This is a genomic window from Rhizobium hidalgonense (assembly GCF_002914525.1).
Lineage (GTDB): Bacteria > Pseudomonadota > Alphaproteobacteria > Rhizobiales > Rhizobiaceae > Rhizobium > Rhizobium hidalgonense.
Window position 1 is genome coordinate 233,012 of sequence record NZ_LODW01000070.1, and the last position, 21,161, is coordinate 254,172.

General features: G+C 61.7%; 22 protein-coding genes, 1 other RNA gene and 1 pseudogene. 8 read left to right on the top strand and 16 right to left on the bottom strand.

The features are described 5' to 3' along the window. Window positions 1-89: 89 nt before the first annotated feature. From ATY29_RS23350 to tkt, 4 genes are all read right to left on the bottom strand, one after another. Window positions 90-269, bottom strand: a complete 180-nt coding sequence (locus tag ATY29_RS23350) for a hypothetical protein (protein ID WP_003566395.1) — start codon at window positions 267-269, stop codon at window positions 90-92. Between the two features lie 160 nt (window positions 270-429). Then, window positions 430-744: a hypothetical protein gene (locus ATY29_RS23355; protein ID WP_025417010.1), complete on the bottom strand. Its 315-nt coding sequence runs from the start codon at window positions 742-744 to the stop codon at window positions 430-432. A 241-nt stretch (window positions 745-985) separates the two neighbouring features. Next, on the bottom strand, window positions 986-1,996 hold the full coding sequence (gene gap / locus ATY29_RS23360; protein ID WP_097533215.1) for a type I glyceraldehyde-3-phosphate dehydrogenase: 1,011 nt from the start codon (window positions 1,994-1,996) through the stop codon (window positions 986-988). Between the two features lie 81 nt (window positions 1,997-2,077). Next, on the bottom strand, window positions 2,078-4,051 hold the full coding sequence (gene tkt, locus ATY29_RS23365; RefSeq protein WP_097533160.1) for a transketolase: 1,974 nt from the start codon (window positions 4,049-4,051) through the stop codon (window positions 2,078-2,080). 333 nt (window positions 4,052-4,384) lie between these two features. Between tkt and ATY29_RS23370 the strand changes: the two genes are divergently transcribed. From ATY29_RS23370 to ssrS, 3 genes are all read left to right on the top strand, one after another. Next, window positions 4,385-4,660, top strand: a complete 276-nt coding sequence (locus ATY29_RS23370) for a DUF4164 domain-containing protein (protein WP_037091544.1) — start codon at window positions 4,385-4,387, stop codon at window positions 4,658-4,660. Window positions 4,661-4,789: 129 nt separating this feature from the next. Then, entirely contained in the window at window positions 4,790-5,167 is a 378-nt protein-coding gene (locus ATY29_RS23375) for a cell division protein ZapA (RefSeq protein WP_003566385.1), read from the top strand. Window positions 5,168-5,236: 69 nt separating this feature from the next. After that, a non-coding RNA gene (gene ssrS / locus ATY29_RS23380) (6S RNA) lies at window positions 5,237-5,395 on the top strand. 88 nt (window positions 5,396-5,483) lie between these two features. Here the strand turns inward: ssrS and ATY29_RS23385 are convergent. From ATY29_RS23385 to ATY29_RS23395, 3 genes and pseudogenes are all read right to left on the bottom strand, one after another. Continuing rightward, complete coding sequence (locus tag ATY29_RS23385; protein WP_097533161.1) at window positions 5,484-6,476, bottom strand: NAD-dependent epimerase/dehydratase family protein; 993 nt, start codon at window positions 6,474-6,476, stop codon at window positions 5,484-5,486. A 66-nt stretch (window positions 6,477-6,542) separates the two neighbouring features. Then, window positions 6,543-7,110, bottom strand: a pseudogene (locus ATY29_RS23390) (helix-turn-helix domain-containing protein). Between the two features lie 77 nt (window positions 7,111-7,187). Next, a complete protein-coding gene (locus tag ATY29_RS23395) occupies window positions 7,188-7,520 on the bottom strand; it encodes an ArsR/SmtB family transcription factor (RefSeq protein WP_003566382.1) in 333 nt (110 codons plus the stop codon). A gap of 55 nt (window positions 7,521-7,575) precedes the next feature. On the opposite strand from ATY29_RS23395, the gene ATY29_RS23400 reads away from it, so the two are divergent. The 3 genes from ATY29_RS23400 (at window position 7,576) to ATY29_RS23410 (ending at window position 11,513) form a co-directional block, all read left to right on the top strand. Then, window positions 7,576-8,058, top strand: coding sequence for an SRPBCC domain-containing protein (locus tag ATY29_RS23400; RefSeq protein ID WP_003566380.1), 483 nt, complete (start codon window positions 7,576-7,578; stop codon window positions 8,056-8,058). A 138-nt stretch (window positions 8,059-8,196) separates the two neighbouring features. Beyond that, on the top strand, window positions 8,197-9,228 hold the full coding sequence (gene gnd / locus ATY29_RS23405) for a phosphogluconate dehydrogenase (NAD(+)-dependent, decarboxylating) (RefSeq protein ID WP_003566378.1): 1,032 nt from the start codon (window positions 8,197-8,199) through the stop codon (window positions 9,226-9,228). A gap of 170 nt (window positions 9,229-9,398) precedes the next feature. Then, the gene (locus ATY29_RS23410; protein ID WP_003566376.1) at window positions 9,399-11,513 is read left to right on the top strand and encodes a mechanosensitive ion channel family protein; all 2,115 of its coding nucleotides are present in this window, start codon (window positions 9,399-9,401) and stop codon (window positions 11,511-11,513) included. Window positions 11,514-11,518: 5 nt separating this feature from the next. Here the strand turns inward: ATY29_RS23410 and ATY29_RS23415 are convergent, their stop codons facing one another. After that, on the bottom strand, window positions 11,519-11,896 hold the full coding sequence (locus tag ATY29_RS23415; RefSeq protein ID WP_025417005.1) for a DoxX family protein: 378 nt from the start codon (window positions 11,894-11,896) through the stop codon (window positions 11,519-11,521). A 237-nt stretch (window positions 11,897-12,133) separates the two neighbouring features. Between ATY29_RS23415 and mprF the strand changes: the two genes are divergently transcribed. Both mprF and ATY29_RS23425 read left to right on the top strand, forming a co-directional pair. Further along, window positions 12,134-14,737 carry a bifunctional lysylphosphatidylglycerol flippase/synthetase MprF gene (gene mprF / locus ATY29_RS23420; protein WP_003566373.1) on the top strand — a complete coding sequence of 868 codons (2,604 nt, stop codon included), beginning with the start codon at window positions 12,134-12,136 and terminating at the stop codon, window positions 14,735-14,737. Next, entirely contained in the window at window positions 14,734-16,116 is a 1,383-nt protein-coding gene (locus tag ATY29_RS23425) for a virulence factor family protein (RefSeq protein ID WP_097533162.1), read from the top strand. The genes mprF and ATY29_RS23425 overlap by 4 nt, the downstream gene beginning before the upstream one ends. On the opposite strand, the gene ATY29_RS23430 is transcribed toward ATY29_RS23425, so the two are convergent. The 8 genes from ATY29_RS23430 to ruvC all read right to left on the bottom strand — a co-directional run bounded on the left by ATY29_RS23430 (window position 16,113) and on the right by ruvC (window position 21,118). Beyond that, window positions 16,113-16,676 carry a DinB family protein gene (locus tag ATY29_RS23430; protein ID WP_003566371.1) on the bottom strand — a complete coding sequence of 188 codons (564 nt, stop codon included), beginning with the start codon at window positions 16,674-16,676 and terminating at the stop codon, window positions 16,113-16,115. The genes ATY29_RS23425 and ATY29_RS23430 overlap by 4 nt on opposite strands. A gap of 39 nt (window positions 16,677-16,715) precedes the next feature. Next, window positions 16,716-17,228: an NUDIX hydrolase gene (locus tag ATY29_RS23435; RefSeq protein WP_003566370.1), complete on the bottom strand. Its 513-nt coding sequence runs from the start codon at window positions 17,226-17,228 to the stop codon at window positions 16,716-16,718. Window positions 17,229-17,234: 6 nt separating this feature from the next. Continuing rightward, a complete protein-coding gene (locus ATY29_RS23440) occupies window positions 17,235-18,137 on the bottom strand; it encodes a metallophosphoesterase (RefSeq protein ID WP_003566369.1) in 903 nt (300 codons plus the stop codon). Further along, window positions 18,138-19,178, bottom strand: a complete 1,041-nt coding sequence (ruvB, locus tag ATY29_RS23445) for a Holliday junction branch migration DNA helicase RuvB (RefSeq protein WP_025417001.1) — start codon at window positions 19,176-19,178, stop codon at window positions 18,138-18,140. A gap of 81 nt (window positions 19,179-19,259) precedes the next feature. Next, window positions 19,260-19,874: a Holliday junction branch migration protein RuvA gene (gene ruvA, locus ATY29_RS23450; RefSeq protein WP_003566367.1), complete on the bottom strand. Its 615-nt coding sequence runs from the start codon at window positions 19,872-19,874 to the stop codon at window positions 19,260-19,262. A gap of 13 nt (window positions 19,875-19,887) precedes the next feature. Further along, complete coding sequence (locus ATY29_RS23455) at window positions 19,888-20,301, bottom strand: type II toxin-antitoxin system VapC family toxin (protein ID WP_003566366.1); 414 nt, start codon at window positions 20,299-20,301, stop codon at window positions 19,888-19,890. Next, window positions 20,301-20,552: an AbrB/MazE/SpoVT family DNA-binding domain-containing protein gene (locus ATY29_RS23460; protein ID WP_003566365.1), complete on the bottom strand. Its 252-nt coding sequence runs from the start codon at window positions 20,550-20,552 to the stop codon at window positions 20,301-20,303. Before ATY29_RS23460 ends, ATY29_RS23455 begins: the two co-directional genes overlap by 1 nt. Window positions 20,553-20,608: 56 nt before the next feature. Beyond that, complete coding sequence (gene ruvC / locus ATY29_RS23465) at window positions 20,609-21,118, bottom strand: crossover junction endodeoxyribonuclease RuvC (protein WP_003566364.1); 510 nt, start codon at window positions 21,116-21,118, stop codon at window positions 20,609-20,611. Between the last annotated feature and the right edge of the window lie 43 nt (window positions 21,119-21,161).

A 21,161-nucleotide genomic window follows, 5' to 3' on the forward strand; every position in this document is an offset into this window, starting at 1 on the left:
AAAATCTCTATAAAGAATGTATAGGAAAATCAGGCGAGAGCAGGGCAAAAGAGACAGGCACGGATTTTTCCTGCCGGTCCGCCGCTCTGCTATCCCAACACTGCCTGGAGCGTAACGATGGCGAGGAACGAAAGACCGATGAAGGCGGCAACCCAAATGACCAGACGATTAGCCTTTGCCAGTACGGCAGGTCTGACGTCCCGCTTGCGGTGAAACCGCTGCCGCCGCTTGAGGGTGGAGTGGGACAAGCGTTTTTGTGCCTCTGCCATTTATCGCCTCACTTAATTCATTTCAACCATTGTGCAGCGTTGCGCATATCCTCAATCTATCACGCTTGGTCAGCGGATTGCCAACCCGTCATCCAGCCCTGCCTGCGAGCGGCAACGCCACACCGAACCCGTCGCTTCGGTGTGGCTTTCAAAGCCGGAATCAGTCTTCGGTGTCCTCGCCCTCGTCGGTCAGATCCGCGACCGGCACGAGGAAAACGACGAACTCGTCCTCGATGGTCCGTTCGGGGTCGTCGTCGAATTCATAGGCATGTTCGACTTCGCTTGCTTCTTCGGCGGTCGCCTTGCGCAGGCTGAGCGCGGCCTTGCGGTCCCACAGGGGCTTACCCTCGGACTCCAGGATGGTCAGGTCGTCGCGGAAGTCTTCCGCCTCGAAGAAATGCGTCGCATCCTCATGATTTTCGGAGCGAAAGCTGGCAACGGCGCGGCCGGCGATTTCTACGGTAAAGTAATCCATCCATCTCTCTCATATTGGCGACAGCTGCCGCACGGTATTGGCGTTCCGCGCCTGGCCGGTGGCCCGATGCGGCGCGAGGAAACTGGGCATTTTCGAATGCCCAGTCGAGTTATCCTAACAGATCTCATCCCGGCAATGGACGAAAAGATAGCAGTCCGGGGAAGGAGCGGCTTCGTTTGCGCATGCCAAAAAAAGCGGCCCGGTTTCCCGGGCCGCTTGTCTGTCGATGCTGTGAGAGCACTCAGATGAGCTTGGCGAAAGCGACTGCTGTGTCGGACATGCGGCTGGAGAAGCCCCACTCGTTGTCGTACCAGGACAGAACGCGCACGAAGTTGCCTTCCATGACCTTGGTCTGATCCGTTGCGAAGATCGAGGAGTGGCTGTCGTGGTTGAAGTCGCGCGAGACAAGCGGCTCGTCGGTGTAGCCGAGGATGCCCTTCAGCTTGCCGTTTGCAGCTGCCTGGATGGCTTCGTTGATTTCGCCGATGCTGGTCGCCTTCTTGGCGACGAACTTGAAGTCGACGACGGAAACGTTCGGGGTCGGAACGCGGATCGAGGTGCCGTCGAGCTTGCCCTTCAGATGCGGCAGAACGAGGCCGACGGCCTTGGCAGCGCCCGTCGAGGTCGGAATCATCGAGAGGGCGGCGGCGCGGGCGCGATACAGGTCCTTGTGCATCGTGTCGAGCGTCGGCTGGTCGCCGGTGTAGGAGTGGATGGTCGTCATGAAGCCGTGGTCGATGCCGACGGCGTCGTCGAGAACCTTCACAACAGGCACCAGGCAGTTGGTGGTGCAGGACGCGTTGGAAATAACCATGTGCTCCTTGGTGAGCTGGTCATGATTAACGCCGAAGACGACCGTGAGGTCGGCCCCGTCTGCAGGCGCCGAAACGATGACCCGCTTGGCGCCGGCTGTCAGGTGAGCGGCGGCCTTGTCACGTGCCGTGAAGATGCCCGTGCATTCCATCGCGATGTCGACGCCGAGCTCGCGGTGCGGCAGCGTTGCCGGATCCTTGATCGCCGTGACCTTGATCGGCTTGGAGTTGCCGACGATGATCGTGTCACCCTCGACCTTCACGGTTGCCGGGAAACGACCGTGGATGGAGTCGTAGCGCAGCAGGTGGGCGTTGGTTTCGACCGGGCCGAGGTCGTTGATGGCGACGACTTCGATGTCGGTACGGCCGGATTCGACGATAGCGCGCAGGACGTTGCGGCCGATGCGGCCGAAACCGTTGATGGCAACCTTGACTGTCATGTTCATTCACTCCCGATAGAATAGAGCCCGATAGAAAGGGCCTGGAATTGAGGAGATGGAGAGCGCCTCAAGGCGCCCTCATTAAAGCTTTGCTTCCGCGGCCGCAACGACGGCGTCGGCAGTGATGCCGAAATGCTTGTAAACATCCTTCACCGGGCCGGAAGCGCCGAAGCCCTTCATGCCGATGAAAGTGCCTTCCGGTCCGATGAAAGCATCCCAGCCTTCGCGGACGGCGGCTTCGACGGCGATCTTGACCGACGAGTTGCCAAGGATTTCCTTGCGGTAGGCGTCCGGCTGCTCGAAGAACAGTTCCGTGCAGGGAACCGATACGACGCGCACCGTGACACCCTTGGCTTCGAGGGCTGCGCGGGCGGCAACGGCGATTTCGACTTCCGAGCCGGAGGCGAAGATCGTCACCTTGGCGTCGGCATTGCCGGCCAGCGTATAAGCACCCTGTTCGCAGAGGTTCTTTTCGCTGTATTCGGTGCGGGTTGCCGTGAGGTTCTGGCGCGTCAAGGCAAGGCCGGACGGACGGTTGTGCGTCTTGACGGCGATCTGCCAGCATTCCGCCGTTTCCGTGGCGTCGGCCGGGCGGAAGACCATCAGGTTCGGGATGGCGCGCAGACCGGCGAGCTGTTCGACCGGCTGGTGCGTCGGGCCGTCTTCGCCGACGCCGATCGAGTCATGCGTCAGGACGTGGATGACGCGGATGCCCATCAGCGAAGCGAGGCGGATCGGCGGCCGGCAATAATCCGAGAAGATCAGGAAGCCGCCGCTATAGGGAATGAGGCCGCCATGCAGCGCGATGCCGTTCATGGCAGAGGCCATTCCGTGCTCACGGATACCCCAATGCATGTACCGGCCGGCGAAATCCGTCGGCGTGATCGAGTGCATCTGGCTGGTCTTGGTGTTGTTTGACGGCGTCAGGTCGGCGGAGCCGCCGAGCGTTTCCGGCAGGAAGCCGTTGATGACCTCAAGCGCGTCTTCCGAAGCCTTGCGGGTGGCAACAGTCGGCTTGGTCTCGGCGAGCTTCTTCTTATAGGCGCTGATCGCGGCGTCGAAACCTTCCGGCAGTTCGCCTGCCATGCGGCGGCTAAACTCAGCCTTGGCGGGGGCGTTGGCGAGGCCATCTTCCCATGCCTTGACGAGATCGACGGAGCGGGCTCCGGCGGCGCGCCAGCTGTCCAAGACATCCGACGGGACGACGAATGGTTCGTATTCCCAGTTCAGCGCCTTGCGGGTGGCGGCGATTTCCTCGGCGCCGAGCGGGTTGCCATGGACCTTGTGCGTGCCTTGCTTGTTCGGCGCGCCGAAGCCGATGATCGTCTTGCAGGCGATGAAGGTCGGGCGGTCGGAGTTGTGAGCAGCCTCGATAGCGGCGGCAATGGCAGCCTGATCGTGACCGTCGAGTTCGATCGTGTTCCAGTGAACGGCCTTGAAGCGGGCGATCTGATCGGTCGAGTCCGAGAGAGACACAGCGCCGTCGATGGTGATCGAGTTGTTGTCCCAGAACAGGATGAGCTTGTTCAGCTTCAGGTGGCCGGCGAGCGCGATGGCTTCATGGCTGATGCCCTCCATCAGGCAGCCGTCGCCGCAGATCGCATAGGTATAGTGATCCTGAAGATCGGAGCCGAACTCCTCGCGCAGCTTGCGTTCGGCAATCGCCATGCCGACGGAATTGGCAATGCCCTGGCCGAGCGGACCGGTCGTCGTCTCGATGCCGGTGGCGTGACCATATTCCGGATGGCCGGCGGTTTTCGAACCGATCTGACGGAACTGCTTCAGATCTTCGACCGTCATATCGGGATAACCGGTCAAATAGAGCAGTGAATAGAGCAGCATCGAGCCATGGCCGGCCGAGAGTACGAAGCGATCGCGGTTCGGCCAGTGCGGCTTCTTCGGATCAAACTTCAGATATTTGGTGAACAGGACCGTTGCCACATCGGCCATGCCCATCGGCATGCCCGGGTGACCGGAGTTCGCCTTTTCGACGGCGTCCATGGCGAGGAAACGGATCGCATTCGCCATCCGGTCATGTTGTTCGGGAGAGGTCATGGCTTTTCCGCAAGTTCCGGGTGTCGGGGGATGGCCTCGAGCCTCCAAGACCATCGAGTGAAAGCGGCAGACACATAGCAGTTGGCGCTGGCAAGTCAATAAATGGGACGCCAAATCCGGGCCGGCCGCCGCGATTTTTGACATTTGATCGCGCGATTGTACAAAAGACAAATCGTGTGTGGCGAGGATATCTAAAACGCTCATCCACAAGATAGGCCGGTGGGCAAGTGACAGGATTTATTGACGGGCCGTCGGCGAGCTGCATATCCTTTTGAAATCGCAGGATCGGCGCGGCGTGCCGATTCGCGGATCCTGCGCGAGACTCGGGAAAGCATGATGCCCACAGGCAAAACCATGGAAGCAGCGCTCAACGAATTGAGACAGGCGATTTCGAGCCTCGAAAACGCCGTCGACGTGCGCGTCGAGCGGGAGCGCGAGCAGGGCGAGATCGAGGGCGAGGTGCGGCGCGTGCACGCCGATCGCTCCCGGCTGGCGCAGGAGCTCGACCAAGCCGAATTCCGCGCCAACCGGCTTGAGGAAGTCAACCGCGAGGTATCGCGGCGGCTGGTGACGGCCATGGAAACGATCCGCGCGGTTCTGGATCGCTAGGACAGGATGATTTTTGGGCCAGGTTGGCCCAAAATCAGAAATCCTGTTCTAATTTAAGAGTTTGAGCATGATGATGTCCGAAAACAGCGCACACTTTTCGGCATCATGCTCTCATAAAGAGAGTTTGCTATGGCGCAGGTGACGGTAACGATCGACGGCAAGGCGTATCGCATGGCCTGCGAGGAAGGGCAGGAGGATCACCTGACCGATCTCGCCACCCGTTTCGACCGCTATGTCGGCCATCTCAAGGGGCAGTTCGGGGAAATCGGCGATCTCAGGATCACGGTGATGGCCGGTATCATGATTGTGGACGAGATTGCCGAACTGACGCGCCGCGTCGCCGGGCTGGAATCCGAACTGGAGTCTTTGCGCGGCAACCGCGACACGGTGCTTGCGGCCACCGCCCGTACCGAAGAAAATCTGGCGGCGGCGCTCAGTGAGGTTTCAACCCGCATCCGCGGCATCACTGACAAGCTGAACGGCCGGCCCGGCCCCGAACTCAACTAATCTCAATTAAATAAGCCCGACTTGCAGTGGCCACTGGCGTGTCGGCGCAAACGACCTTATATATCGCGATGCGGTCTGCGCCTCTCGACAGGAACCACAATCCCTGGGGCCATACTCGATCCAAAGGGAGCTGTCCCTGGCCAGGCCCGTGGGCCTGGACACACGGCGCCCACCTACGTTTGTAGGCACCCAGGATCGTAAACCTCCATCGGTGGTCGTGGATCGCACCTTTCCCTCATCTAGCCAACGATAACGCCGATCGGCGGGCGGATGCGATCTCGTGTGTCTTAGATTGGTTCCTCCCACCCTCACGGATCTATTGACGTTGGTCGACTGGATAAGGTCCTTCGGCGAAGACTTCCTCGTGATAACCCTTGGCGCCGACGTCGAGCGCCAGCGGGCTTCGCCATTCACGGTTCTCACGCAGGCAATCGAGCAGGAAGCGGAAATCATATCGCGGCTGCCAGCCAAGTTCGCGCCTTGCGCGTTCGTTGACATAGACGCGATCGAGCGTGGGGAACATCTTCCAGCCGCGTTCGGCATAGAGAGCCCCGGCACCCGGAAAGAGCCGTTCGACGACTGCGGGGGCGTCTCGCCGGAGTGCTGCGAGATCGCCTGACGAAAAGGGCGTCGTGGCCGAGACGATGAAGCGGCCGAAGCCGATGGCCGGCGCCCTTTCGAGCGCCAGCAAATGGGCGCCGACCACATCGCTGATATCGACGCGGCGATGAAGCAGCTCGTTGCCCTGCGCATTTTCGGCCGAGTATCCGTTGCGGATGCCGGGATCGTCATCGCTTTCGGGAAAGAAACGCGAGGTCCTGAGGATGACGACGGGGAGACGGGATTTGCGGGCGAAGAGTTCGCAGACGCCTTCGGCGGCGAGTTTCGTCACGCCATAGATGTTCCTCGCTATAGGAAGCACGTCCTCGGTGACCCATGCTGCGGGTTCGCCTTCGGCCGGCGTCAATGCTGCACCGAAGGCGCTGGTGGTGCTGGTGAAGACGAAGCTTGAAACGCCAGCGGCGGCGGCCTCTTCGAGCAAGTTCATCGTGCCGCCGACATTGGTGTCGAGGAAATCGCGATTGCCGTGCGTCGCGACATGCGGCTTGTGCAGCGTTGCGGCATGGATGACGCGGCTGATGCCTGACATCGCCTGCCTGACGAAGTCGCGGTCGCCGATCGATCCGATGCTATCGGTGAAGGCCGAAGGTTTGATATCGATACCGCGCGCCCACCGGCTCTGCACTCTCAAGGTGCGTATCAGCGCCTCGCCGAGATGCCCTGCACTTCCCGTCACCAGTATCGTCATCGCATCCTCTCCTCACTCTTCGGCGGTGGACGCTATAAAGGCCGGTGTATGGGCACAACGCATAAATTATGCATGGCAATGCAGGAAAGCTGCAGGCTCAGTCGACTGTTGTGACGAGCCGGCCGGCACTCCCGTCGGAAAGGGTGATCCGCTCCCAGGTCACCCGGCCGGCTGCGATCGGCATCGATGCATCGTCATTGGCGCTGGTTTCGAACGTCAGCGACAGGAGCCTGCCTTCATGCCAGCCACGCTCGTCTAGAGACTGTTCGGTGGCGGCGATTTCAGCGGATGCGTAAGAGAAAAGCGAGCGGCCGAGAAAGGCGGCGAGCGGTGCGCGTCATTCCGCCTGGCGCGGGCGGGAGGCGGACAGCAGCCGGTGGCTGACGTCGCAGATCAGATGCACCGGCCGGACGGAATCCTCGACCAGCCGCTTGAGCGCTGTATCGGCTGCGGCATGTTGCGACGAGGAAAAAATCCGCTCCAGCCTGACGGCCTGCTGCGGTGAGAGGGAGAGCTGATCCTGCTCCCAACGCGAAACAGTCGCCTGGTTGATGCCGAGGAGTTCGGCGAGATGCTGCTGCTTCATGCTACGCAGCAGCCGCATGCGGCGAATGCCTGACCCCGATATCGTCATCTGCGCTGCATCCCATTTTTTCGGCCGGCATAGGGTTTCGGCGAGCCAGCAGGCAAGTCGGTCCGGCAGCCGGATGTTTATTCCGGCTGGCCTTCGAGATCGCTTCTCAGCCGGTCGAGGATCGACAGCGCATGGCCGGCATAGGCGCTGATCCAGCGATCGTAGATTTGCTTGATCGGCAGGCTGTTCAGGTGGTTCCAGCGTTCGCGGCCCTCCTTCCTGGCGACGACCAGATCGGCGTCTTCAAGCACCTTCAGATGCTGCATCACCGTGCAGCGGTCCATCTGCGGAAACATATCGCAGAGCGCCCCTGTCGTGCGGGGGGCATCCTTGAGCAGGTCGAGGATTTCGCGGCGGCGATGATGCGCCAGTGCCTTGAAAACGGGGTCGTCTCTCGATTCGCTTGACATGTTATGTTTTTATAACATAATGATCCCAGGTGCAATGGAGAAGAGGAGAAGTATCATGTCTCTCGGAATCCGTGTTTCCGGCCGCATCGGCCGCCCCGTCGCAGAAGTGTTCGATGCCGTCGTCAACCCGAAGAAGCTCAGCAGCTATTTCACCACGATCGGCGGGGCGAGCGCGCCGCTCGTCCAGGGCACGACAGTGACCTGGTGGAAAGACGCGCCGGTCGAAGTGGTCGAGCTGGTGCCGGAAAGCCGCATCGTGCTCCGCTGGGACGGCGGCACGGCTGAGGACAAGACGAGATACAAGACGCTGGTGGAGATGAACTTCAAACCGCTGGAAGATGGCGGCACGCTGGTGACGATTGCCGAAAACGGCTGGCGCGAGGATGAGGCCGGCCGGCGCGGCACTTATCTCAACTGCGAGGGCTGGACGCAGATGCTTTGCAGCATGAAGGCCTTCGTCGAATACGGCATCAATCTGCGCGAGGGCATGTTCCTCAGCGAAATGAAGGGAGAGCCGGCCAGCGCGCCGGATGCCTGACCAGCAAGTCAGGCATCAAGGAGATCGGCGGCGCAATCGTCGCATGTGTCGATGGGGACGAGACTTCGCTTGCCTGTCACACTGCGGGTGCTAATTTCCGGATTCGATACTTCATCTCGGATTTCAGGAGATTTCGTTATGCAGCTTGGCATGGTCGGTTTGGGCCGCATGGGCAATTATATGGTCCAGCGCTTGATGCGGGGTGGTCATGAGTGCGTCGTCTACGACACCAGGCCGGAAAGCGTTGCCGAACTCGCCGGCCTCGGCGCGACCGGCAGTGCTTCGCTCGAAGAATTCGTCTCGAAGCTCAGCCATCCCAGAGCCATCTGGTTGATGCTGCCGGCGGCAATCGTCGACAAGGTGCTGGCGAGCCTGGTGCCGCTGCTTGAAAACGGCGATATCGTCATCGACGGCGGCAACTCCTATTACCACGACGATATCCGCCGCGGCGCAGAACTGATCACCAAGGGCATTCATTATGTCGATGTCGGCACCAGCGGCGGGGTCTTCGGCCTGGAGCGCGGCTACTGCCTGATGATCGGCGGCGAGAAGGGCACTGTCCAGCACCTTTCGCCGATTTTCGCGGCGCTGGCGCCCGGCGTCGGCACGACGGAAGCTTCGCCGAACCGCAGCGCGGAAGCCGCTGCGGCGAGCACCGCCGAACAGGGTTACCTGCATTGCGGTCCACATGGTGCCGGCCATTTCGTCAAGATGGTGCACAACGGTATCGAATACGGCCTGATGGCCGCCTATGCCGAAGGTCTCAATATCCTGAAACACGCCAATATCGGGGCTGCTTCGCATGTGGCCGATGCGGAAACCGCGCCGCTCGCCCATCCCGAACATTTCCAATACGACTTCAATCTGCAGGACGTCTCCGAAGTCTGGCGCCGCGGCAGCGTCATCACCTCCTGGCTGCTCGATCTCACGGCTGATGCGCTGCATGCCGATCCGGCACTGTCGAAATATGCCGGCCGCGTCTCCGACAGCGGCGAAGGCCGTTGGACGATCATGGCGGCGATCGACGAAAGCGTGCCGACGCCGGTGCTGAGTGCTGCGCTCTACGGCCGCTTCTCCTCGCGCGACAATGACGAATTCGCCAATAAGGTCCTGTCGGCGATGCGCGCGGGCTTCGGCGGCCACGTGGAAAAGCCGGCTGCCAAATCCTGACGGGCAGAGGCTTTCGGCGCCTTCCATATAGGGAGGCGCCTCAACCTTCCTAGCCCTCGGTATGGGGTTGCTACCGCTTGCTGGCGGCAGCGGTCGCGAGTATCCATTGCCGAACGGGAAATGTCAGGGCTGCTTCGTCCAAGTGGCCGACACTCCATTGGAGGGCGGTGATGGAGCGTAGCGGGACAGGGGTGTTGAAGGCCGCCATGTCAGGAATACTGGCACTGGTCGTGCTGCTTGGGGTGGCCTCGCCAAGCATTGCACAGACATCGCCGGCGCAGTTGCCGACCGCGGCCGCCCCGCCGGCGCAGGTGCGTGAGATGATGCAACTCATGCAGACGCCCGAAGTCAAACAGTGGATGGCGACGCAGATGGCGACGACACCTGCCGGCGCTTCTGCCGGTGCGGACCAGATGTCGGTCCTGTCAGGTCTGCTGCAGCATGCCCGCCGACATGTCTCGATGGTTTCCGATGCGGCGATGACTTTACCCTCTCAGGTCGGCAACGCGTCATCGCTGTTCTTCGGCGAAATCGCCGCCAATGGCTGGCCGCGCATGGTGGCGCAATTCCTGGCGATCTTCCTGGTCGGCGCGATTGTCGAGAGCATTGCCCGCTATGCCTTCCGCCGCCGCCGTCGTCGGCTGGCTGCGATGGCCGGCATGCATCTGGCGCCGCGGGTCATCCCGGCTTTGATCTTCGCGGCGGCAACCGTGCTTGCGCTGCTCAGCCTCGGCTGGCCACCGCTCAGCCAGAGCATAGCGATCGTCTGCGTCGTCGCGCTCGTCGTTCAACGCTTCACGATCTGTCTCGGCGGTGTGCTGGTCGATCTCATCGGCTTGGCGCGGACCGAGGAAGAACGGCAGGGCATAACCGCTCCCACCATGCCGGGGCGTGCCGTTGCGCTCTTCTGGTACCGTCGCTGCGCGACCTTCGTCATCTATTTCATGCTTGGCTGGGCGGCGATCCAATCGATGGAGCCGCTCGCCTATTCCCCGAGTGCGCGGCTCCTCGTCGGCTACATCCTCGGTATCGGCTTGCTGCTGATCGCGATCGAAGCGGTCTGGTCGCGGCCGCACAAGGATGAGAAGCGCGGTCACGGGATCTCCTGGGCACTCACCGTTTATTTCCTGCTGCTCTGGAGCCTTTGGGTCGCAGGCTTCAACTGGCTTCTCTGGCTCGGCATCTATGTGCTGCTCCTGCCGCGCGTGCTTGCCGTTTCGACGCTGGCGGTGAAATCACTGCAGCAGACCGAAGCGAGCTTCCTGGCGACGCGCCGCATTGCGACCGTTCTGCTCGACCGGGGCGTGCGGGCGTTGATCATTGCCGTTGCCGCCGTCTGGCTCGGGCGTATGCTCGGCGTCGGCGCCGATACGATGGCTGCCGGCGACACGATGGTCGACAAGATCGCTCGCGGCGTCATCGGTGGCATCGTCATCCTGCTTGCTGCAGATCTGCTTTGGCACGTCGTCAGAGCCTTTATCGACGGAAAGCTGCTCGACTCGCCGCTCGATGGGGGCGCGACGGATGAGGAGAAGGCGAAACGCGCCCGGATACAGACGCTGCTTCCGATCTTCCGGAATATCCTGGCCGTCGTCATCGCCGTCATCGCGGTTTTGATGGTGCTCTCCGGCCTCGGCATCGAGATCGGGCCGCTGATCGCCGGCGCCGGTGTCGTCGGCGTCGCGGTCGGCTTCGGCGCGCAGACGATCGTCAAGGACGTCATCAGCGGCATGTTCTATCTCTGGGATGATGCTTTCCGCATCGGCGAATATATCGAAAGCGGCAGCCACAAGGGTGTGGTCGAGGCTTTCAGCCTGCGCTCGGTGAAGCTCAGGCATCATCGCGGGCCGCTGACGACGGTGCCGTTCGGCGAACTCGGCGCGGTGAAGAACCTCAACCGCGACTGGACGATCGACAAGATCAGCCTCAACGTCAAATACGACACCGATCTCGTCAAGGCGAAGAAGGTGATCAAGCAGATCGGCCAGACGCTGCTCGATAATCCGGAATTCGGCCCTCATATCATCGAGACGCTGAAGATGAAGGGTGTCGAGCAGTTCGGCGAATTCGCCATCGAAATCCGGCTGTCGATGATGACGAAGCCCGGCGAACAATTCGTCATCCGCCGCAATGCGCTGGCGATGATCCGCAATGCCTTCAAGGAAAATGGCATCGAATTCGCTGTGCCGACGGTGCAGGTGGCGGGTGATCGCGACGCGGAGGTCGAAGCGGCCGTGGCGCGCTACGCCGCCCATGCGCGGGCGAATGGCGAACCGGCGGCATAGGCGGGTCACATCGGGCCGGCGGCTGTTATCAGCAGGCCGCCGATAATCGCCATGTTGGTTTTCCAGGTATTGATCGCGCTTTCGCGGGCCGTTCCCTGCATATCCCAGAAATTCAGCAGCATGACCGTAGCGGCAAGGGTGAAGACGATGAGACCGAATGCCGCTGCCGTGACGAAGAGCCCCAGCATCAGCAGCGTGCCGGCAAGGATCTGGAACAGGCTGCCGGAGAGCAGCACCCATTTCGCCAACGGGATCCCGCGGGCCTCGATTGCGTCGGTCAGTGGCACGATGACGAAAAAATGATGAATGCCGCCAGCGACATAGAGACCGCCCAGCAAAAGACGGCCGAGGACGATCATCATCAGGCCGGGACCATCCTGCATATCCAACCACTCTCCTGCGTCTCAGAATCGCCGTCGCGGACAAAGCTCGTCCGAAGCTTACGAAAATGCAATGCGCCGTGACGCTCGCCTGCGCAAATTCGCCCCAATTGAGGGTGATGGAGGCCCAAGCGGCGGGCTGGGGTTGCGGCGGCATGTCTTCATAGAGCTTGCATGCCTCTCATGTTACGTCTTTCAAAAATGATTCCCGCCGAGCTGGCAATTGCAGCAGGATAAGAGATGTCGGGCCACGACAATTTGAAAGAAATGGAAGACGCGGACGGATTTTCGTTTCGCGGGTTATTCAGACGTTACAGAACACCGCTGACAGCCGCGGTGACACTCGTCATCTTCTGCCTCGTCGGTTATGCGATTATGCAGCTCACCAACGAAGTGCGCTATGACGATGTTGTCGATGCGCTGGCGGCGACCAGGCCAAGCGCCATCCTGCTTGCGCTGTTCTTCACCGCACTCAGTTTCCTCTCGCTGGTCTTCTACGATCTCAACGCCATAGAATATATCGGCAAGAAGCTGCCCTTTCCGCATGTGGCGCTGACGGCGTTCAGCGCCTATGCTGTCGGCAATACCGCCGGCTTCGGGGCGCTTTCGGGCGGTGCGATCCGCTACCGCGCCTATACGCGCCTCGGGCTCTCGCCGGAAGATATTGGCCGCATCATCGCCTTCGTCACACTATCCTTCGGTCTCGGGCTTGCGGGAGTTGGGGCAATCGCCCTCATCATCATCGCCGACGAGATCGGCCCGCTGATCGGCGTCAGCGCCTTCCTGCTGCGGTTGATCGCCGGTTCAATCGTCGCCATTCTGGGTGCGGTGATGATCATCGGCCGTGACGGGCGCGTGCTCGATCTCGGCCCCGTGGCAATCCGCCTGCCAGATTCGCGCACCTGGTCGCGGCAGTTCCTCGTCACCGCCTTCGATATCGCCGCCTCGGCGTCCGTGCTCTACGTGCTGCTGCCGCAGACGGCAATCGGCTGGCCGGTCTTCCTTGCCGTCTATGCGATCGCCGTCGGTCTCGGCGTGCTCAGCCACGTTCCGGCCGGGCTCGGCGTGTTCGAGACCGTGATCATCGCCTCGCTCGGCAGCGCGGTGAACATCGATGCCGTGCTCGGATCACTGGTGCTCTACCGGCTGATCTACCATGTGCTGCCGCTGCTGCTCGCCGTGCTCGCCGTCTCGGCGACGGAGCTGCGCCGTTTCGTCGACCATCCGGCCGCCTCCAGCGTGCGGCGCATCGGCGGAAGGCTGATGCCGCAGCTGCTGTCGGCTCTCGCCCTGCTGCTCGGCGTCATGCTGATCTTTTCGAGCGTCACGCCGACACCGGACCAGAACCTCGAATTCCTCTCTAACTACCTGCCGCTGCCGATGGTCGAAGGGGCGCATTTCCTTTCCAGCCTGCTTGGGCTCGCGCTGGTTGTCGCTGCGCGCGGCCTCGGCCAGCGGCTCGACGGCGCCTGGTGGGTGGCGGTGTTCTCGGCCGTCGCGGCGCTGACCTTGTCGCTGTTGAAGGCGATCGCGCTCGTCGAAGCCGCCTTTCTCGCCTTCCTCATCTTCGGGCTCTTCGTCAGCCGGCGGCTCTTTACCCGCCATGCCTCGCTGCTCAATCAGGCGCTGACGGCGTCCTGGCTGATGGCGATCGCCGTCATCGTCGTCGGCGCCGTCGTCATCCTGCTCTTCGTCTATCGCGATGTCGAATACAGCAACCAACTCTGGTGGCAGTTCGAGTTCACCGCCGAAGCGCCGCGAGGCTTACGCGCCGTGCTCGGAATTACCATCATCTCGTCGGCGATTGCCGTCTTCAGTCTGCTGCGGCCGGCCGCCTTCCGGCCGGAACCGGCAACGGAGGAGGCGCTGGCGCGTGCCGTCGAGATCGTCGGCAAGCAGGGCAATGCCGACGCCAATCTGGTGCGCATGGGCGACAAAAGCATCATGTTCTCGGAAAAGGGTGACGCCTTCATCATGTACGGCCGGCAGGGCCGGTCCTGGATCGCACTGTTCGACCCGGTCGGCGAACATCGCGCCGTGCAGGAGCTCGTCTGGCGTTTCGTCGAAGCGGCGCGGGCTGCCGGCTGCCGGGCCGTGTTCTATCAGATCTCGCCGTCGCTGCTTTCCCATTGCGCCGATGCCGGCCTCCGCGCCTTCAAGCTGGGCGAACTGGCGGTGACCGATCTTAGAACCTTCGAAATGAAGGGCGGCAAATGGGCGAACCTTCGCCAGACCGCGAGCCGCGCCCAGCGCGACGGGCTGGAATTTGCCGTCGTCGAACCGGAGCAAGTGCCCTCGGTCATCGATGATCTCGCCGCCGTTTCCACGGCCTGGCTCGAGCATCACAACGCCAAGGAAAAGGGCTTTTCGCTCGGCGCCTTCGATGCCGATTACGTCTGCTCCCAGCCGGTCGGCATCCTGAAAAAGGATGGCAGAATCGTCGCTTTCGCCAATATCCTGGTCACGGAGTCCAGGGAGGAGGGCACGATCGATCTCATGCGCTTCTCGCCGGAGGCGCCGAAAGGCTCGATGGACTTTCTCTTCGTGCAGATCATGGAGTATCTGCGCGGTCAGGGCTTCACCCACTTCAATCTCGGCATGGCGCCTCTCTCCGGCATGTCGAAACGCGAGGCGGCTCCCGTCTGGGACCGCATCGGCAGCACCGTCTTCGAACACGGCGAGCGCTTCTACAACTTCAAAGGCCTTCGGGCATTCAAATCCAAGTTTCATCCGCACTGGCAACCGCGTTATCTTGCGGTCTCCGGAGGGGGCAATCCGATGATCGCGTTGATGGACGCGACATTTCTGATCGGGGGCGGATTGAAAGGGGTAGTGAGAAAATGATCAAGACAATCCTTCTTGCCACGGCATGCGCCTGCATGCTTGCGGTCGCACCGGCTAATGCCGCCGAGGAAACCACCCAGACCTTCGAAAGCGGGCTTATCCCGTCGCCGCACATCTTCCTGCCGGAAGGGGAGGTGAAGGGCACCGTGATGCTGATCTCGGATGCGGCCGGCTGGGGTGACTTTGAGAAAGCCGAAGCCGACAGGCTGGTCGCCGAAGGCGCCGTCGTCATCGGCGTCGACTTTCCCTCCTATATCCAGGCGCTCAGCCGCTACGATGTCAGCCTCAATGACGGCTGCGTCTATATGGTTTCGGACATCGAATCGCTGAGCCAGCAGGTGCAGCGCGCGACCGGCAACAATGCCTATCACCTGCCGATCGTTGCCGGCATCGGCGAGGGCGGAGCCTTGGCACTGGCGATCGCCGCCCAGACGCCGGATGCGACGATCGGCCAGACGCTTGCCGTCGATCCGGTCGCCGGCATTCCGCTTGCCCAGGAGCTTTGCACGCCGGCTGCCAAAAAGGTGGTCGGTCAACGCCTCATGTACGGCCTCAGCGACGGCGCTTTGCCGGATCCGATCGTCACCGACTTCACGCCCAAGGCCGACAAGGATGGCAGGGCGCATGCCGAAGCGCTAAAGAAGATCCATTCTACGATCGAGATCCGCGATTCCACCGACGATGCGCAAACGGTGTTTGGCGACACGCTCGATGATCTTGTCACCGCCTCCGGCGCCTTCGGCAATCCGCTCGGCCTGCCGCTGGCGATCCTGGAGGCGACCCCCGCCCTCGATACGATGGCGGTGATCTATTCCGGCGATGGCGGCTGGCGCGACATCGACAAGGAGGTCGGTGCCACGTTGCAGAAGGAAGGCATTCCGGTCGTCGGCGTCGATTCGCTTCACTATTTCTGGTCGGAGCGCAAGCCGGATGAGACCGCCGCCGATCTTTCGAAGATCATCGATTTCTACCGCAAGCAGTGGAAGGTGAAGCATGTGCTGCTCGTCGGATATTCCTTCGGCGCCGACGTCGTGCCCGCCACCTATCAGCTCCTCAAGCCGGCCGAAAAGTCGGCGGTGGCGCAATTGTCGCTACTGTCGCTCTCGCACCAGGTCGATTACGTCATCTCCGTTCTCGGCTGGCTTGGCCAGAAGACGGAAGGGGCTGGAGGCGATCCCGTCGCCGATCTGAAGAATATCGATCCGAAACTCGTGCAATGCATCTACGGCAAGGACGACGATGACGATGTTGCCTGTCCGGCGGTGAAGGATAGCGGCGCCGAGGTCGTCCAACTGCCCGGCGACCATCACTTCGACGAGAATTATGATCTGCTCACCAAGACGATCATCGACGGGCTGAAAAGGCGGCTGCAGGATTAATGCATCAGGGTTTCTTCGCTCCAGCCGAGATCGGCGAGTTCGCTGCCGCGAAACCGGCCATCGTCCGCAACGATGAATTCGTCCAGCTGCGGCGGGGCGACGCTGGTGCCGGCGAGCATTGCATGCACCTGGCCGCGATGGTGGGTCTGGTGCTGGAAGAGGTGGGCAAGGACGTCGTCCATCCGCTCCTGCTGGATGCGAGCACCGCGATGGAGGCTGACGGTCGAGGTGAGTTTCTCCGGCGTCAGCGCCTCGCAAAGCGCTGTCAGGCGCTGATCGACTTTGGCCTGCGCTTGCGTCAGCGATAAAACATCGTCGAACGGTTCATCGATCTCGAAGGCCTGGAACCCGAGGGTGCCGCCTTCCAGGCCATCGACATAAAACCAGTCGACCGTGATGATGTGATTCAAGGTTTCCTTGATCGAGGGGAAGAAGCTCGTGCGCGGCGCTTCGAATTCACCGGGCTTCAATGCCGCGCAAGCCTGAAGCAGACGGTGGTTGGCAAGAGCGTTGTTATAGGCGAGCTTGCGGAATGACCGGGCGGGATCGAAGGTCGGCATCGGCGTATCTCCTCTTCGCGCGCTGCTGGAATGGTTGCGTCAGTCCTCGTCGTCGAGATTGCCGTCGCGCCAGACGAGATGACGGGGTGCTGCGGGCAGGGTCTCGATCTCTCCGGCGATGAAATAGGGCGGGATGTCGAGTGCGGTCAGGGCCTCGCGCGTCGCGAGCACCCATTTGAATTCGAGATGGTTGTCGCCGTCTTCGACGCGATGGATGATTTCGTGTGGCTCGAAGGGGAATTCCGGCGGGATCTCCATCAGATAATAGAAGCCGAGCTCATGCCAGTCGCGCTGTTCGAAATGGAAAAAGTTCTCGACGACCCAAAGCAGGCGGGTGACGGTGACCTCGACGCCCAATTCCTCGACCATTTCCCGTTTCAGCGTTTCCTCCGACGTCTCGCCGATTTCCGCCCTGCCGCCCGGAAAGGTCCAGAAGGGTTCATGCACGGCGCGGTGAACGAGCACGTGGCCATCACGAAAGCCGAGGCCGGCGATGCGATAGTTGAAACGCTCAGCGCCCGCAGTCAGGCGGATGAGAGTGCGCTTGCTCATGATGTTCTATCCAAGATCGATCACGACGATTTCCGGCGGGACGCCGAAGCGCACCGGTGCGATGGAGCAGCCGAGACCGCCGGAGACGATGATGTTACGCCCCTCCTCGACAATATGGCCATAGGCGTAGCGATTGCCGTAACGCGAGGGGACGATCGGCGAACGGCCGAGGAAGCGGATTTGTCCGCCATGGGTGTGGCCCGACAGCGTCAGCGAGACGCGCTCGGGCACACGCGGAAAGATGTCGGGTTCATGGGCAAGCAGGATGACGGGCGCATCGTCGGTCACTTGAGCCAGCGTTCCATCGAGATCGTCGAGGCCCAGCATACGGGTGCGGCCCCACTTCCTGCCAGGCAACAGCGCCAACTGATCTTCGAGGCCTGCGAGCCAGAAGCCGCGGCCATCCTTTTCGAGCCGAACGGCGCGGTTGCCATAGACCGGGATTCCGACGTCGGCGAGCGCCCGGTGCCCGAAAGTTTCCATTCCGCCGTTCTTCTGGGCAGTCCTGTCTTCCCACCAGTCGTGGTTGCCCATGATCGCATGGACGCCGAGCGGGGCCTGCAGGGTGGCCAGCGCCTTCGACCATTGGCTCGAATGCACATATTGCGTCACCATGTTCATGCCGGCGGCGTAATCGCCAAGCAGGACGGTGACATCGCCTTCGAGTTCATTGGCCCTGTGGCAGATCGAGGCAATGCGACTTGCCGACATCCAGGGTTCGCAGGCATGGATATCGGCGAGCGCCACGACGCGGAGCTTCAGTCCCGGCGTCCATCCCGGCGGCGTCAGCCGGTAGCGGGCGATGCCGAGCCGCGCCAGCGGTTCATAGGCGAAGGCATAACCGCCGAGCGCCATGACGCCTGCGATACCGCCGCCAAGAACCTTGAAAAATCCGCGGCGGGTGATCACTCAGTCGTCCTCCTGGAACAGCCGGAACTGCGCCGCCTCCATCTCCTTGGGCGGTTGCATTCCGAGATGTTTCCACGCGATTGCGGTCAGAACGCGACCGCGCGGCGTGCGCTGAATGAAACCCTGCTGGATCATGTAAGGCTCGATAATGTCCTCGATCGCGTCGCGCGGTTCGGACAGGCCGGCGGCGATGGTTTCGATGCCGACCGGGCCGCCGCCGAAATTGACGGCGATCATGTTGAGATAACGTTTGTCGAGCTGGTCGAAGCCGACATTGTCGACCAACAAGCGGGTCAGCGCCTCGTCGGCGATCTCGCGGGTGACGGCCTCGGCCCTTGCCACCTCGGCGAAATCGCGCACGCGCCGCAACAGCCGGCCGGCGATGCGCGGAGTGCCGCGGGCGCGTCTTGCGATCTCGCGGGCGCCCTCCTCGGTTATCGGCAGGTTCATCAGCCGGGCGCCGCGGCGCACGATCAGTTCCAGCTCCTCGACGGTATAGAAGCTCAGACGCACCGGGATGCCGAAGCGGTCACGCAGCGGCGTCGTCAGCAGGCCGAGGCGGGTGGTGGCCGCCACCAGGGTGAATTTCGACAGATCGATTTTCACCGAGCGCGCGGCAGGGCCTTCGCCGATGATCAGGTCGAGCTGGAAATCTTCCATGGCCGGATAGAGGATTTCCTCGACGGCCGGATTGAGGCGGTGGATCTCGTCGATGAAGAGCACGTCGCGCTCCTCGAGATTGGTGAGCAGCGCGGCGAGATCGCCGGCCTTGGCGATCACAGGGCCCGACGTCGAGCGGAAGTTGACCCCAAGTTCCTTCGCCATGATCTGTGCCAGCGTCGTCTTGCCGAGGCCGGGCGGCCCAACGAAGAGCACATGGTCCAGCGCCTCGCCGCGGTTTTTCGCCGCCTCGATGAAGACCTTGAGATTGGCGCGCGCTTCCGCCTGGCCGGTGAACTCGTCCAGCGACTGCGGGCGCAGCGTGATGTCGAGATCTTCGCCCCGCTTTTCCGGCGATATCAGGCGGGCGGGTTCGCTCATGCTCTCATTCCGTTTTGAAACCTGTTACAGCAATACACCAAAAGTCGGCTGCCTCGACATCCATACATTGGTTTCCGGCGTTCACCGCGCCAGCTCCTTCAATCCCAAGCGGATCAGCTTGGCGCTATCGGCACCGTCACCGGCTGTTTTCATCGCAGCGGCAACGGCATTTGCCGCCTGATCTCTGCTATAGCCGAGGTTGGTCAGAGCGGACACCGCATCGGCAACCGGTGCAGCGGCGACACCTTCGCCGAGCTCCTGCTTGAGGGCGATATTGATCGCTTCCCCGGCAAAGGCCGGCGCCCGGTTCTTCAGTTCCGTGACCAGGCGCATTGCCACTTTCGGGCCGACGCCCGGCGCGCGGGAGACGGCGGTGCGGTCCTGCAGGGCGATCGCATTGGCGAGTTCGCCCGGCGTCAATGTCGAGAGCACTGCAAGCGCCACCTTGGCGCCGACGCCCTGGACGCTTTGCAACAGGTTGAACCATTCCCGCTCGAGTGCGGTCATGAAGCCGAAGAGCTTCAGCTGGTCCTCGCGCACATAGGTCTCGATGAACAGCACGCAGGCCTCCCCGGCCGAGCCGAGCTTGGACAGGGTGCGGGCCGAGCAATGGGCGACGTAGCAGACGCCGTGCACATCGACGAGCACATAGTCTTCGCCGATCTCATCTATGGTGCCTTTCAGCTTGCCGATCATGGGGCGCGGTCTCTCAAGGGTGGGTTTCGGGCGTGATAAGTTCAACGGCGGGAAAATAAGAGCGGTATCCGCTGGGGTCGCGGGTCAAAATTTTGTAGCCCCTGATCGCCGCATGGGCGCCGATGAGGAAGTCGGGCAATATCCGTTCGCGTCCTCCGCCGGCGCGACGATAAATCCGGAAGGCTTGAGCGGCGGCAAAGGCGGCCGGCCAAGGCAGGTTCTCGCGGCGGAATTCATCCTGCGGAAGCAGTTGGTCAACTTCGTCCATATCGTCGTAGCGAACGGAAAATTCGGAATAGATGATCGGGTTTATCAGCACTGGCCCATCTCTGAAGACGTCGAGCATTTTCCGACGCGACCACCCATGCCAGTCCGAACCAGTCACAGCTAGATCGACGAGTACGTTTGTATCGACAAGCGTCGCCATCAGCGGTCACGGGTCATCGACATGAGGTCTTCGGCATCGATCGCCTGATCGCCGGTTCCTTCGAGACGACGGATCGTCTGTAGGAAGCGGTCCAGCCGGCCCCGATCCTCGATCTCCTGCTTGCCGTTCTTCGGCGAGAGAACGAGCTTGCCGTTCTCGATCGAGAAGATGACCTCGCTGTTGGCCTCGATGCCGGCAAGCTCTCTGAGATCGCGAGGAATGGTGACCTGGCCTTTGGACGTGACGCGCATTTGCTGCTCCTTCGAAGTAAGAATTATCCTTACTATCGGAACAAGTCAAGAACAGATTAGCCGGCCAGCGCCTCTCGCATCCGGTTGCTGCCGCGATTATGCGCATGGCAAATGGCGATCGCCAGGGCGTCGGCGGCGTCGTCGCCTTTGAATTCAACCTTCGGCATCAGGATTTTCAACATCATGTGAATCTGGTGTTTTTCGCCGTGGCCGACGCCGATGACGGCCTTTTTTACGGCGTTCGGGGCATATTCGGAGACCCGCAGTCCGGCGCGCGCCGGCACCAGCATGGCGATGCCGCGGGCCTGGCCAAGCTTCAGGGTCGCGACTGCGTCCTTGTTGACGAAGGTCTGTTCGACGGCGGCTTCATCCGGCTTGTAAGCGTGGACGACCTCCGCCAGGCCATCATGCAGTTGGCAGAGGCGGGAGGCAAGGTCCATGTCTCCATCGGAGGTGACGGTGCCGGAGGCGACAAACCGCAGGGAATTGCCAAGTGTGTCGATGACTCCCCAGCCGGTGCGGCGAAGTCCGGGATCGATGCCGACGATGCGAATCGTATTTTGCATGGTTCAACCTATAGCGATTGCGAAATAACTGCCATCGATATGT

What these genes read in the sequence shown, in the direction of transcription:
- mprF (WP_003566373.1), top strand. Translation starts at nt 12,134, where the DNA reads ATGTCGGGCCACGACAATTTGAAAGAAATGGAAGACGCGGACGGATTT.
- ATY29_RS23350 (WP_003566395.1), bottom strand. Translation starts at nt 269, where the DNA reads ATGGCAGAGGCACAAAAACGCTTGTCCCACTCCACCCTCAAGCGGCGG.
- gnd (WP_003566378.1), top strand. Translation starts at nt 8,197, where the DNA reads ATGCAGCTTGGCATGGTCGGTTTGGGCCGCATGGGCAATTATATGGTC.
- ATY29_RS23385 (WP_097533161.1), bottom strand. Translation starts at nt 6,476, where the DNA reads ATGACGATACTGGTGACGGGAAGTGCAGGGCATCTCGGCGAGGCGCTG.
- ATY29_RS23435 (WP_003566370.1), bottom strand. Translation starts at nt 17,228, where the DNA reads ATGAGCAAGCGCACTCTCATCCGCCTGACTGCGGGCGCTGAGCGTTTC.
- ATY29_RS23400 (WP_003566380.1), top strand. Translation starts at nt 7,576, where the DNA reads ATGTCTCTCGGAATCCGTGTTTCCGGCCGCATCGGCCGCCCCGTCGCA.
- ATY29_RS23460 (WP_003566365.1), bottom strand. Translation starts at nt 20,552, where the DNA reads ATGCGCGTCACGTCCAAAGGCCAGGTCACCATTCCTCGCGATCTCAGA.
- ATY29_RS23410 (WP_003566376.1), top strand. Translation starts at nt 9,399, where the DNA reads ATGGAGCGTAGCGGGACAGGGGTGTTGAAGGCCGCCATGTCAGGAATA.
- ruvB (WP_025417001.1), bottom strand. Translation starts at nt 19,178, where the DNA reads ATGAGCGAACCCGCCCGCCTGATATCGCCGGAAAAGCGGGGCGAAGAT.
- ruvC (WP_003566364.1), bottom strand. Translation starts at nt 21,118, where the DNA reads ATGCAAAATACGATTCGCATCGTCGGCATCGATCCCGGACTTCGCCGC.
- ATY29_RS23430 (WP_003566371.1), bottom strand. Translation starts at nt 16,676, where the DNA reads ATGCCGACCTTCGATCCCGCCCGGTCATTCCGCAAGCTCGCCTATAAC.
- ATY29_RS23355 (WP_025417010.1), bottom strand. Translation starts at nt 744, where the DNA reads ATGGATTACTTTACCGTAGAAATCGCCGGCCGCGCCGTTGCCAGCTTT.
- ATY29_RS23370 (WP_037091544.1), top strand. Translation starts at nt 4,385, where the DNA reads ATGATGCCCACAGGCAAAACCATGGAAGCAGCGCTCAACGAATTGAGA.
- ATY29_RS23375 (WP_003566385.1), top strand. Translation starts at nt 4,790, where the DNA reads ATGGCGCAGGTGACGGTAACGATCGACGGCAAGGCGTATCGCATGGCC.
- ruvA (WP_003566367.1), bottom strand. Translation starts at nt 19,874, where the DNA reads ATGATCGGCAAGCTGAAAGGCACCATAGATGAGATCGGCGAAGACTAT.
- ATY29_RS23425 (WP_097533162.1), top strand. Translation starts at nt 14,734, where the DNA reads ATGATCAAGACAATCCTTCTTGCCACGGCATGCGCCTGCATGCTTGCG.
- gap (WP_097533215.1), bottom strand. Translation starts at nt 1,996, where the DNA reads ATGACAGTCAAGGTTGCCATCAACGGTTTCGGCCGCATCGGCCGCAAC.
- ATY29_RS23455 (WP_003566366.1), bottom strand. Translation starts at nt 20,301, where the DNA reads ATGGCGACGCTTGTCGATACAAACGTACTCGTCGATCTAGCTGTGACT.
- tkt (WP_097533160.1), bottom strand. Translation starts at nt 4,051, where the DNA reads ATGACCTCTCCCGAACAACATGACCGGATGGCGAATGCGATCCGTTTC.
- ATY29_RS23415 (WP_025417005.1), bottom strand. Translation starts at nt 11,896, where the DNA reads ATGCAGGATGGTCCCGGCCTGATGATGATCGTCCTCGGCCGTCTTTTG.
- ATY29_RS23395 (WP_003566382.1), bottom strand. Translation starts at nt 7,520, where the DNA reads ATGTCAAGCGAATCGAGAGACGACCCCGTTTTCAAGGCACTGGCGCAT.